This window comes from Candidatus Oscillochloris fontis (genome assembly GCF_004138135.1).
Classification (GTDB): domain Bacteria; phylum Chloroflexota; class Chloroflexia; order Chloroflexales; family Chloroflexaceae; genus Oscillochloris; species Oscillochloris fontis.
In genome coordinates this window covers 1-12,254 of sequence record NZ_RYFD01000076.1, presented here as the reverse complement: position 1 = coordinate 12,254, position 12,254 = coordinate 1, and the positions used below count along the sequence as shown (strand labels likewise).

Here is a 12,254-nt window from a genome sequence, read left to right as displayed (position 1 = left end):
GGCACGGGCGGTATTGATCAGGTTGCTGTTCAGGGTCGGCATGCTCTCCCGTACCGGGTAGTAGGCCAGATAATGCAGCTTGGTCGCATTGCCGACCTTCGCGTCCCATCCCAGACGCACGAACTGATTGAAGGCAGCCGTGAACAGGCGGCTCGTTTCGGTCAGCGCAGCCGCTTGAGGAGGAGATGGGGTTAATCGCATGCGTATCGTTCGCTGCATGTGTACATTATGACATACAGTCATCGTTTTCGCCATAACAGACCAGTTGTTCGCGGCGCACGTATCCGAGGACTTCGGCGAGCTCAGTCGAGCCGTGCGTGCCTTCCATGCGCCGCGCCCGCGTTTCCTCTGCCGGGGTTACAACCCCGCGCTACCACGCGGGTTCGGATGGTGTAAAAGCGCAGCGCGGCATCATAGGCGTCGAGCGCGGCCAGCAGGCGGGCGCGGCGATCATTGACCGAACTCGGCGCTGCGTGTTGCAGCGCGTTGCCCAACGTTCCCTGAGCCTTCGCCATGGTGGCCGGATCGCCGCGTAGCTGGGCTGCGTGTAGCGCCGCCTGTGCCCACGCCAGTTGATCCGCAACCAGGCCGAAGGTGGCTTGCATGGTGGCACTGGCGTTGATCAGATCGAGTGCCAAGCTAAGCTGGTTCTCCAGCGCCCAATGGGCTGCGTGGCGCAGGTGGGGGGCTTCGGGGAGCATCCGAATATAGTCATTGGCAGCATCGGCTGCCTGCATCAACTGGGTATAGGTGCGGGTATAGGCCAGTGTGGCCTGCTCATGTTCACCCACACGGCGCAGCAGAGCCAGTGCGTAGGCGCGTAGGATGGGGTGTTGCCGCCAGCGTAGCGCCGCGTCGGGATGCTCGATCCGCTCCAATAGGCCCGCGCCGGTAAGGTCATTGAGCGTCTGTTGCGCTGTGGTGGCGTCGCACTCCCACAGGCCACCTATCGCCGCAAGGTCAAAACTGGCCGAAGGCGCGGTCGCGCCTAGCCACCGAAAGGCCGTCCGCAGCCACTCGCTACGCCCCAGCGAGCCATGGGTATAGCTGTAGGCAAGCACCTTCTCGACATGCTGATCGCCCTCGCCCTCTGGGACGGCTAGGCGCTCAAAGTCGGTGGCCTCGTTAATGGTGGCCAGAATGGCCTGGGCGGTCTGTTGCCACCGTGATGGGGTGCTGCCCTCGTCGCGCAGCAGGCGCAGCGCCACATCAAGGGCCAGGGTGTGGCGCTCAACCGCCTCAACCAGATGTTCGAGCCAGGGGGCTTCGGCGAGGGTGGCGGGTGCCCAGCCCAGGCGGGCGGCAACTAGCGCTAGCACCTCGCGCTCACTCAGGCGACCCAGTGCATAGATCTTCCCGCCCAGCGCATGCACAATCCGGGGGATACGGGTCGTGATAATCAGATCCACCCCGCGTGGTAGGGCATCACGCAGCGGACGGATCGCATCGAGCGACCAGACATTATCGAGCAGCACCAGCAAGCGCCGGTGTTGGCTGAGCAGGGTTCGCACCACATCGGGCCTAAAGTGCAAGCGCTTGGTCGTTCCCTCTGGGCCAATGGCCGCCAATGCGCCCCACTTATCGAGGATCATCTGCACATGCTCTGGCGTCGTAACCGAGGGGCCAAGATCCTCCCACAACACCCCATCAGGGTAGCGCCCCTGGTCGAAGAGTTGGAACGCCAGCAGTTGGGCCAGGGTCGTCTTTCCAATCCCGGCAATCCCCTGGAGAGCCAACGTCGTGCGCCCGGTAATCGTCACCGTCCCGGTTTCGGCGAGCAGCGCCGTCACCTCAGCGATGCGTTCTGGGCGATCAATCGCATCCTCGCGGCAAACAGGCGGTTCGGGTGGTATCCACTCCTTGGGGCGCAGCAGATGGATCGTGGTCTGATCAATATAATCCCCGGCAACTTGGATCAGATCGCCATGGATGGTTGTATGTTGCACTGAGAAGGATTGGGGATCGTGCATCGCCGCCTCCGGGGACATGCGAACATGAGGGGCAACCTGAGATTATGCTGGCATTGTAGCAGCATCTGAACTCTTAGGAAGTCCATCACGAGACTAAACAATCTGCGTCATCTGCGTCATCTGTAGACAAAACGCCCCGCGCCCAACATCCGCCTTCGTACCGATCCCAACACCTACAACCCCGTGTTACCCTAGAGGATACACCGATCACGTCTGACAATAAGGAGAAGTTGTTATGCTCGCCATGCGTGCGCGCCTAAGTGGGGGCAAGATCAGCCCACCGATCTGGTTCATCCTGCTCCACAGTTCCCTCTTCGGCCTCGCCCTCAGTATTGGCGATCTCCTCTTCAACTTCTACCTCGTTTCGCTCGGCTATACCGTTGCCACAGCGGGGCTCTTCTCAACCATCGGGCGCGCCGCCGGGATGCTGATGGGTATTCCGCTAGGGATGATGATTGACCGTATTGGTGCCCAGCGTTCACTCCTGATCGGGGTTGCTGTCTATGGGGTGGGTTGGGTGTTACTCCTTCAGTTCACCAGCCTGTGGATCATGATCCCGATCCAATTTCTGATAGGCGCAGCCTACATCCTAACCGCAACCGCCGTTACGCCGCTCTTGGCGGGCGTCACCAACGAGGCACAACGGGCCACCATTTTTGGCTGGAACGCCTCGGCGACGATGGCGGTAGGATTAGCCGGGAGTGTGGTGGGCGGGTTGCTACCCAGCCTAGCCGCCGGGCTGATCGGGGTTGGCCCACAGGACACCGCCGCCTACCGCATAGCATTGATGGTGGTGGTGGGCTTGAGTGTGGTGGCGATGCTGCCGATCCTGATTCGGATGCCGCCAGTAGCGCATGAGCGCCCCCACGGCGCTGCCCCACTGCCCACCAGCCTCCTCTCCATGCCGCGCTTAGTACGCTTCGCAGTTGCCGGGTTACTGCTGGGGATGGGCGGCGGAGCCTTTCTACCATTCCAGAATCTCTTCTTCCGCGATGTCTTCCTGCTGAGCGATGCGGCAGTGGGCATGGTCCTGGCCTGGGGCGCCATGGGAATGGGAGTCGGTGGTCTGCTGGGCGGGCCAGTAGCAACCCGGCTGGGGCTGCGCAGAGCCGCCACGCTCACCCGGATAGGCGCGGTGCCCGCGATGTTGCTGATGCTCACCCCCTCGTTGCTGCTCTCCAGCATCGGGTTCTTTTTCCGTGGCCTCTCGATTGCCGCCAGTTACCCCCTGAATGATGCGCTGATCATGCGGGCTACTCCGTTACGCCAACGTGGTATTGCCGCCAGCATGATGAGCGTCTTCTGGTCGGGGGGGTGGGCCGCCGCCGCATGGACAAGCGGGATCGTCCTGGAACATTGGGGCTTCACCCCAGTGATTATCTTCGCCGCACTGGCCTATCTGATCTCGGCAGTGACGATCTATACGCTGCGTGGGGTGGAGGGGTAGAGACGCAAGATGTTGCGTCTTGAGACGCAAGATGTTGCGTCTTGAGACGCAAGATGTTGCGTCTCATGTTGCGTCTCATGTTGCGTCTCATGTTGCGTCTCTACCCCACCCATGCCGAGCGATATGGTGTGGTACCATACCTCATGTCTAAAGACCCTCTCCCTCAGCGAAGGAGCAGTACCGCATGTCGCTACCGATCAGTCGGATCACGATCTACAAGCACGGAGTCGGCTACTTTGAACGTCGTGGCCCCCTAACGGGTGAGAGCCTGCGGCTCACCTTTGCCCGCGAGGCTATGGACGATGTGTTGAAGAGTCTGGTGGCGCTTGATCTCGGTACAGGCCAAGTCCAGAGTGTTGATTTTGAGACCCCAGAGGATCGGGCGACGATTCTCGAACGTGGCAGTATTCATCTCTCGGACAACCAGAGCATGCTCGATCTGTTGCGCGACCTGCGCGGGCGCCAAGTGGCGCTGGTGCTGGATGTCGAGGGCGAGATTCGGGTTGAGGGGCTGGTGGTCGGGGTTGATTATGAAGCCGACGAGCCATTGCGCCGCGCTATCGTCTCGATCTATGACCTTGAGACCCACCATGTGCGGGCGTTGCCAGTCGCCGAATTGGCGCGGGTGGATCTGCTTGATCCCGCTGCGGTGGCCGACCTGAACTTCTTCCTGCGTGCCGCCCAGAGTGAAGAGGATCGTCGCAGCGCGACCATCCACCTCAGCCCCGGTGAGCATGATCTGCTCGTGGGCTATATCGCACCCGCCCCGGCATGGCGCGTCAGTTACCGCCTGCTCTACGAGGAACCCAAGGATGAGCAGGCCAAGGGTGGCTGTCTGCTCCAGGGTTGGGGCATCTTCGACAATCAGTTGGATGAGGATCTTGAGGGTGTCGAACTGACTCTGGTGGCCGGAATGCCGATCTCATTCCGCTACCGTCTCTACGAACCACATACCCCCGAACGCCCGTTGGTGGAAGACGAGGAGCGCACCGTAGGCGCACCGATCTTCTTCGATGCCGCTCCCGAACCCGCCCCGATGGTGGCGGAGATGGCCTTTGGGGCTGCGCCACCCGCCCCGATGATGACACCCGCACCTGCCGGGGCCATGCGATCAATGGCGGCCCCATCAGATCGCTTTTCGGCCAAGGAGATGGAAGAGTCGGTCGAAATCAGCGCCAAGGGCGATGAACGCGGCGCACTCTTTGCCTATAAGGTCGGCCATCCGGTGAGTGTCGCCCGTGGCCAATCGGCGATGGTGCCGATTGTAAGTAAGCGCCTGCCCGCCAGCCGCGATCTGCTCTACAACAAGGCCAAACTACCCGATCACCCGGTGGCCTCGCTGCGCCTACTGAATGAGACCGGTCTGACCCTTGAACGCGGGCCAGTCACGGTACTCGATGATGGTGACTATGCTGGCGAGGCGGTGTTGCCCTTCACCCGCGCCGGGGGTGAACTGATTGTGCCATACGCAGTCGAGTTGGGCATCAAGGTGCATGAGAAGGTGCTCAATCACCGTCGCATGCATGCGGTGCGTATCCGGGGTGAGTATGCCGTCTACGAAGAGTATGACATCCGTACCCGGTACTACGAGATTGTCAGTGGCCTCGATAAACCCGCCGAGGTGATGATCGAACATGCTCGCCTCGCCAACTATGATCTGGACAATACGCGCCCCCCCGATGAAGAAAGCCCCGGTTTTGCCCGTTGGCGGGTGCCCTGCCCAACCCATGGTCAGAGTAAGTTTGCGGTCACCGAACGCCAACTGGTGAGCCGTCAGGAGCATGTACGCAACCTGAATGCCGGGCGGCTGAAGGTATTACTCAAGGATGGCCTGCTTGATCCCAAGACGGTGCAGTTCCTTGAAGGTATTCTCACTCTGTACCAGAAGATCGAAGCAACCAAAGCCGAGATCAGGAAGGTGGAGCAGGAACGCGAGGCGATCTATAAGCAACAGCGCCAGATCCAAGGCAACCTACAGCCCCTCGGTCGTGAGGGCGATGAGGGCACCTTGCGGCAACGGTATGTCACGACGCTCAACCAACTTGAAGATGGGCTGATCAGCCTCTCCAAGCGCGAAGAGGCGTTGAATCAGCAGATCGCCACGCTTGAGGCCAAGATCAAACAACTATTAGGTGTGTAACACCCTTTGTTGACGCAAAGGCGCAGAGACGCAAAGGTTTTAATAGGAATCTATACTTGAAGGCTTTGCGTCTTGGCGTCTTGGCGTCAAAACATGAATGCTCAGAGATATGTCTATACTCCAACGTATTGATTACAAAACCCTGGCCGCGATGATTCTGGCGCTCCTGATCGGATTGGCCTGGGCCACCTACAACCTCAACCTCGCCGGGGATCTGCGTAACGACGCCACGGTGCGCCCACTGGTCTGGGCAGTCTTTGCCGGGCCATTCGCGCTCTTCGTGGGCTGGCTGATCGCCCGCCGCCACGAACTCGCCCTGGCGGCGGCATGCTGCTTCGGACTCTACTTCTTCAGTTTCTTTGTCGCCCAACGGATCGAGACACTCCTGGTTGACCCCCAACAGATTACCGCCAGTGGCCATACGTTCTACTTCCAGACGATGCTGGTGCTGCATGCGCTCGTCGGGGTGAGCCTTACGAGCTGGCGGGCGCTGCGTTAGAGGCGCGGAGGTGCCGATGATCACATTGAGTATTCGTGAGCAGCGCGAGACTCTCGAAGCGCAGACTCTCTCGCCCCTGGCCGCCCTGAGCAGTGCGGCGGTGCGCGAGCGCCCCGAACCTGCTTGTCCAATCCGCCCGGCCTACCAGATTGATCGCGACCGGATTCTGCACTCCAAACCCTTTCGGCGCCTCAAGCATAAGACCCAGGTCTTTATTGCGCCACTCGGCGACCACTACCGTACCCGGCTTACCCATACGCTCGAAGTGACCCAGATCTCGCGCACGGTGGCACGTGCCCTGCGCCTCAATGAAGATCTGGTCGAGGCGATTGGCCTGGGCCACGATATTGGCCATACCCCCTTCGGGCATGCCGGCGAAGCTGCCCTCGCACGCCTCTACCCCGAACGATTCCGCCATAACGAGCAGAGTCGCCGGATTGTGGAGGTACTTGAACGTGGTGGCGCGGGCCTGAATCTCACCTATGCGGTACGCGAGGGAATCCACCTGCACTCCAAGGCACGCAGCGATATTATGGGCACCGCATGGGGCACCGCCAGTACCCTGGAGGGCCAGGTGGTCAAGATCTGCGATAGTGTGGCCTATATTAACCACGATATTGATGATGCTATCCGCGCTGGGGTGCTGCATCCAAGCGATCTGCCCGCCGATTGCCTCGCGGTACTCGGCCAAACCCATGGTAGTCGCATCAATACGATGGTCGCGGATCTGATTCGTCATAACTGGTGGGCTACCGGCGCAGTACCCGCCCCCGATTCACCCATATTGGGAATGAGCCAGACGGTGCTTGAGGCGACCAACACCCTGCGCGAGTTTATGTTCCGCCATGTCTATGTTACGCCCAGTGCGAAACAGGAAGATGCCAAGGTTCGCTTTGTGATCACGACGCTCTATGAGCACTTCTGCCAACACCCCGATCAACTACCCGATGAGTTACTCGAAATCAACGCCCAACGCCAAGAGCCGATGGAGCGGGCTGTGGTAGACTATATCTCCGGCATGACCGACCGCTATGCGATCGAGATCTTTCGGCAGATCTTTATTCCCAAGGCGTGGGATGTGTAACCAATCGTGAACGTCATTGACGAAGTCCGTTCCAAGATTGATATTGTCGAGGTGATCAGCGCCTCTGGGGTGAGCCTGCGCAAGACGGGGCGCAGCTTTATGGGCTTTTGTCCCTTCCACCCCAACACGCGCACCCCCGCCTTTGCGGTCTATCCTGAATCGCAGAGTTTCTACTGTTTTGGCTGCCATGCCTCCGGATCGGTCTTCGACTATGTGATGCGCAAGCAGGGTCTGGACTTTAAGGACGCCCTGGAGCAACTAGCGGCCCGCGCCGGGGTGCGCCTAGAGCCGAAGAGCGACCAGGAACGCCAAGAGGATACCCAGCGCACCCGCTTACTTGAGATCAATGCGGCGGCGGCGAAATATTTTAACTATATCTTGCTCAGCCACCCACGTGGCAGTGCCGGACGTGCCTATATCGAGAAACGTGGCATCAGCCCGGAAATGGTCGAAGCCTTCCAAATCGGCTATAGCCTAGATGATTGGACTCACCTCTTCAACTATCTCACCCAGAAGAAGGGCTACGATCCCTCCGAGGTGATGATGGCTGGTCTTGCGATCAATCATGAGACTCACGGCCCCTATGATCGCTTCCGCGCCCGCGTGGTCTTCCCCATCCGCGATGCCAAGGGCCAGGTCGTTGGCTTTGGCGGGCGCGCCCTCGACAACGAGGTTCAACCCAAGTATCTCAACTCGCCCGAAACGCCACTCTTCCACAAGAGCGATCTGCTCTACGGCCTCGATCTGGCTCGCGAGGCCATTCGAACCGAAGATCGTACCGTGCTGGTTGAGGGCTATGTTGATGTGATCACCGCACATCAGCACGGCTTTCGTAATGTGGTTGCCCCACTCGGCACCGCGATCACCAAGAACCAGGTCGGGTTGCTCAAACGCCTCTCGCACAACGTCTACATGGCCCTCGACGCCGATAGTGCGGGGCAGAAGGCGACCGTCAAGGGGCTGAGTGTGTTGCGCGAAAGCGCCGAAGAGGGCGAGGGCAACCGGAGGGTGGTGACGGCCCAAGGGGTGGTGCGCTTGGAGAGTGATGTCAGCCTGCGCATCATCCACATGCCCGCAGGCCGCGACCCCGACGAGGTAATTAGAAGCGACCCCGACCTGTGGCGGCAACTGCTCGACGCCGCCATGCCGGTGATGGAGTTCTATATCGGGATCTTTACGGCAGGCTTGGAGATGAGTGACCCGCAACACCAGCGTCAAGCGCTGGAGAAGTTGCTACCACTGCTTGCCGAACTTGATGGAGTGCAGCAACGCATCTACATCAGCCGCTTGGAGCAGGTGACCGGCATTCGTGCCGATCTGATTGCCGATATGCTCCGCAGCGGTGTACGACGCATCGAGACGAGTCGCCGCCCCACGCCACCCCGACGTGAATCGCCCTCCCCGGTAGCCCCCCCGGTGGCTCCTTCCATCCCCGCCACCACCGCCCACAAGATGGAGCAGCACCTGATTGTCTTGGCGCTACGCTACAGCACCGTCGTGCCCGCCGCGATTGAGGCGCTGCTCGAACAGGGTTTAGAGCGCTTCCCGCACCTGCGCGGGTTGCTTGGCGGTGGGATCGAGGATCTCTTTGAAGATCCGGCCAACCAGCAGATCTGGACGATCTTCAATACTATCCCGCTCACCCAGCGCCCCGCCAACGAATCCGAACTGCTGATCTGGGTCGAGCACCTTGCGGCACCCCTGCGCGAACACATCATCAATCTGCTCAAACAGGCCAAACGCAAACCCCAGGACTTCCGCTACCGCCGCGAGGCCGAAGACTGCGCCCGCATCATTCGCCAAGAGCAGGCCCGTCGCCTCCACCGTATGATGCTGCAACGGATTGCGAGCATGAACGATGAAGAAGTGGAGTACAGCGCCGAGCGCCAACTAACCGCCCTGGCCCAGTTCATTGCCGATACCAGCGCACCCCGGCGCAGCACCACCTTCCCCGATCTGCGCGATAGCCTAGGGCGGACGTGAGGGGCTACATCTGCCGGAAGAGACTGCCTCGCTGTGCCCATGCCCAGGCATTTTCGGGATCAATCTCAATCGCACGGGTCAGATCAATGAATGCCTCCTCAAAGATCTTGAGCGACTGGTACGCGGCACCACGCCGACTATAGGCCCACGAATCTTGCGGGTTGAGTTCAATCGCCTTGCTCAGATCAGTAATCGCCTCTTCATAACGGCGCAGCAGGCGCAACGTCTCACCACGCTCGGCAATGATCCACGCCTCATCGGGGCGCAACGCAGCAGCGCGGGTAAAATCCTCCAGCGCCTCGTTGTGACGCCCCAAGGATCGCAGTGCCTGACCCCGGCTGCCAATCGCCCACGCATAATCGGGCTTGGCCGCAATCGCACGGCTAAAATCAGCAATCGCCTCCTCGTAGCGCTTGTGCAAGCGGTGAATCTCGCCGCGCTCGGCCAGCGCACTGACATGCGTCGGATTGAGATCAATCACCCGGCTAAAATCGGCCAGCGCCTCATCATAGCGGCGCAGACTGCGATAGAGCGTAGCACGCTGGCTCAGCGCCCAAATATAGCCCGCATCAAGATCAATCGCCCGCGACAGATCCTCAAGCGCCTCGTCAGTCATGCCCAATGTGCGTCGCGCCGCCCCACGGCTCGCCAAGGCCCAGGCATAATTGGGATCAAGTTCAATCGCCCGCGAGAGATCTTCCAGCGCCTCATCAAGATGCCCCTGAAGGCGCTGGGCCTCACCCCGTTCAGCATACAGCCAGGACTGTGAGGAATCGAACTGAATAGCCGCCTCAAGGTCAGCAATTGCCTCCGCGTAGCGCTCCTGTTCGCGATAGACAATCGCCCGGTGCCCCAACGCCCACACATAATCGGGCTGGATCGTGATGGCGCGCGTAAAATCAATAACCGCCTCATCATAGCGGCTCAGATTGCGCAACAATTCACCGCGCTCCGCAATCACCCAACTCATCATCGGGCGCAACTCAATCGCCCGACTCAGATCGGCCAGCGCCTCCTCGTAGCGCCGCAGACTGCGGTACACCTGGCCCCGGCTACCCAAGGCCCAGGCATAATCAGGATCAAGCTCAAGCGCCTTAGAAAAATCGGCCAGCGCCTCATCATAGCGCCGCATCACCCGATACGTCTCGCCCCGTTCAGCCAAATAGGCCGGATCATCCGATGTCAACTCTATAGCGTGTGAAAAATCCGCCAGAGCGTCGTCATGGCGTCCCATATCGCGGTAGATCTGTCCACGCTGATAACGTGCCCATGAGTAGTTCGGGTCAATCGCAATCGCCCGCGAGAAGTCGGAGAGGGCAGCCTCATGACGGTCTTTACGCAGGTCGTCGAGCGACATAGCAACTCCTTATCGCATACAGCGGAGTAGGGGCGACGCATCGCCCACCATGGAGCAGGGGAAGCCGAACGAGACTGGCAGGCGATGCGTCGCCCCTACAGACATGGTAGCATACCACATACTCATCTCAAACCCCTTGCCGAAGCGCCTATTTTCTGGTAACGTATGTCACATAGTACTGGATGCTATATCAGCGTATAAACAGCGCAACTATGCAAGGAGTGACCAGTCAATGACCAGCGAGATTGGAATCGGACAGATCACCACCACGCCCACCCCCGACATTGGCCTGAGCGAAGCCAACATCCAGGGGGTCGCCACGATCCTGAGCCGCGTCCTTGCCGATGAGCACGTTCTCTATATGCGGATGCGCAACTACCACTGGAACCTCGTCGGCATGGCTTTCGGCCCGCTGCACGCACTCTTCCAGGATCAGTATGAGGCGCTCGCCAACGAGATTGATGATGTTGCCGAGCGCATTCGTATGCTTGGCCCGACGGTTCCGGGCACCCTGACCGAGATGCTTCAGTTGACAACCATCGCCGAGCAACCCGGCGATCTCCCCGATGCTCCCGGCATGGTGGCGAGCTTGGTGGCGGGCCACGAGGCGATCATCCGCCATCTGCGCCAGGATGTCCGTGCCGCCGATGAGCAGTATGACGATATGGGTACCAGCGACTTCCTCACCGGCCTCATGGAGCGCCACGAGAAGCAAGCCTGGTTGCTCCGGGCGCACATCGAGCAGCGCGGGTAGAGACGCAACATCTTGCGTCTCTGGAAACGCAACATCTTGCGTCTCTGGAAACGCAGGTTAGAGACGCAATATCTTGCGTCTCTAGCCTGCGTCTCTAACCTGCGTCTCTCCTTACATCTCTTCTAATTCGCATACTTCCCCGCCCGGGGCGTGACGGTAAGTGGGCGGTAGCCCAACCCCAACGGCGAGTTTGGTTGGCGACACAGCGGCTGGCCGAGCTCATCAGACGCCGCTGTCACCATTCCCGTCAGAATGCGCAATTCATCGCGACTCAGCGCCAAGCCCGTACCGTTCAACCAGAGCTGGATCTGACCCTCGGCACTATGGACGAGCCGGTAGTAGCCCCGACGGAGGGACGGCAGTTCTTCTTCCATCGCCCACGCATCAAGCAGCGCCACAAGGTGGGAGAGATCAAACATCGGTAGCCGAATAGCCGCGTTATCCCAAATCAGACGTATATCCCCATCCTCCGCCAACCCGATCTGCCGTCCTGGCGCAACCTGCACAATTGTCGCTATCTCCCCCATACATGCCCCACTCCTCGTTATTCCTTGCCACGCTCCAAACGCCGCCGCCAACGCCGTGGTAACAGATCCGCTACGGGTACCCCATCACGGATGTGCGAGGCCACCACCTGCCGCACCCAATCGGGGCGCATGTTGAGGTAGGGGTAGCCCCCCGGCAACACCGTCACCACCGGGCCTTCCTCACACTGATCCTGGCACTGCGTCAGGACAATCTGCGTGCTCGCATCTAACCCCGCCTCCTGCAACGCGCCCTGGGCCGCGTGCAAAACCATCGTTGAACCAGCTTTGGCACACTTCTTCCCCGCACAGATGGCGAGGCAACGCTGTTCCTCTTGGTGCAGATCGCCCAGACTGGGCAGATCGCTGGTGTCATGTTTTCCCATTAGTAATTCCTATTTCAGCTACCTTCGGGCATGCGTAGGGGCGCGTCGTGACGCGCCCTATACCCCTCAAGCTACGCGATGTGGTGTCATCAAAACGCTGGAAATCATCG

Annotated in this window: 11 protein-coding genes; 6 read left to right on the top strand and 5 right to left on the bottom strand. The window is 60.1% G+C overall.

Annotated elements, in window-relative coordinates; genetic code table 11:
* On the bottom strand, positions 1-219 hold a 219-nt coding region (locus EKD03_RS17420), incomplete at its 3' end, for a hypothetical protein (protein ID WP_202976810.1).
* An 83-nt stretch (positions 220-302) separates the two neighbouring features.
* Positions 303-1,970, bottom strand: coding sequence for an NB-ARC domain-containing protein (locus EKD03_RS17415; protein ID WP_161569300.1), 1,668 nt, complete (start codon positions 1,968-1,970; stop codon positions 303-305).
* A gap of 235 nt (positions 1,971-2,205) precedes the next feature.
* On the opposite strand from EKD03_RS17415, the gene EKD03_RS17410 reads away from it, so the two are divergent.
* The 5 genes from EKD03_RS17410 (at position 2,206) to dnaG (ending at position 9,123) form a co-directional block, all read left to right on the top strand.
* Positions 2,206-3,417 (top strand): MFS transporter, encoded by a 1,212-nt coding sequence (locus EKD03_RS17410; protein WP_129633612.1) that lies wholly within the window; start codon positions 2,206-2,208, stop codon positions 3,415-3,417.
* Positions 3,418-3,601: 184 nt separating this feature from the next.
* The gene (locus tag EKD03_RS17405) at positions 3,602-5,557 is read left to right on the top strand and encodes a hypothetical protein (RefSeq protein ID WP_129633610.1); all 1,956 of its coding nucleotides are present in this window, start codon (positions 3,602-3,604) and stop codon (positions 5,555-5,557) included.
* 109 nt (positions 5,558-5,666) lie between these two features.
* On the top strand, positions 5,667-6,056 hold the full coding sequence (locus EKD03_RS17400) for a hypothetical protein (protein ID WP_129633609.1): 390 nt from the start codon (positions 5,667-5,669) through the stop codon (positions 6,054-6,056).
* A gap of 16 nt (positions 6,057-6,072) precedes the next feature.
* The gene (locus tag EKD03_RS17395; RefSeq protein WP_129633607.1) at positions 6,073-7,140 is read left to right on the top strand and encodes a deoxyguanosinetriphosphate triphosphohydrolase; all 1,068 of its coding nucleotides are present in this window, start codon (positions 6,073-6,075) and stop codon (positions 7,138-7,140) included.
* 6 nt (positions 7,141-7,146) lie between these two features.
* The gene (gene dnaG, locus EKD03_RS17390) at positions 7,147-9,123 is read left to right on the top strand and encodes a DNA primase (RefSeq protein WP_129633605.1); all 1,977 of its coding nucleotides are present in this window, start codon (positions 7,147-7,149) and stop codon (positions 9,121-9,123) included.
* Positions 9,124-9,127: 4 nt separating this feature from the next.
* Here dnaG and EKD03_RS17385 read toward each other — a convergent pair whose 3' ends face one another.
* Positions 9,128-10,480 carry a tetratricopeptide repeat protein gene (locus tag EKD03_RS17385; RefSeq protein WP_129633603.1) on the bottom strand — a complete coding sequence of 451 codons (1,353 nt, stop codon included), beginning with the start codon at positions 10,478-10,480 and terminating at the stop codon, positions 9,128-9,130.
* 232 nt (positions 10,481-10,712) lie between these two features.
* Between EKD03_RS17385 and EKD03_RS17380 the strand changes: the two genes are divergently transcribed.
* The gene (locus tag EKD03_RS17380) at positions 10,713-11,234 is read left to right on the top strand and encodes a Dps family protein (protein ID WP_129633601.1); all 522 of its coding nucleotides are present in this window, start codon (positions 10,713-10,715) and stop codon (positions 11,232-11,234) included.
* A gap of 122 nt (positions 11,235-11,356) precedes the next feature.
* On the opposite strand, the gene EKD03_RS17375 is transcribed toward EKD03_RS17380, so the two are convergent.
* Positions 11,357-11,761, bottom strand: coding sequence for a hypothetical protein (locus EKD03_RS17375; protein WP_129633599.1), 405 nt, complete (start codon positions 11,759-11,761; stop codon positions 11,357-11,359).
* 17 nt (positions 11,762-11,778) lie between these two features.
* Positions 11,779-12,144 (bottom strand): (2Fe-2S) ferredoxin domain-containing protein, encoded by a 366-nt coding sequence (locus tag EKD03_RS17370; protein WP_129633597.1) that lies wholly within the window; start codon positions 12,142-12,144, stop codon positions 11,779-11,781.
* Positions 12,145-12,254: the final 110 nt, after the last annotated feature.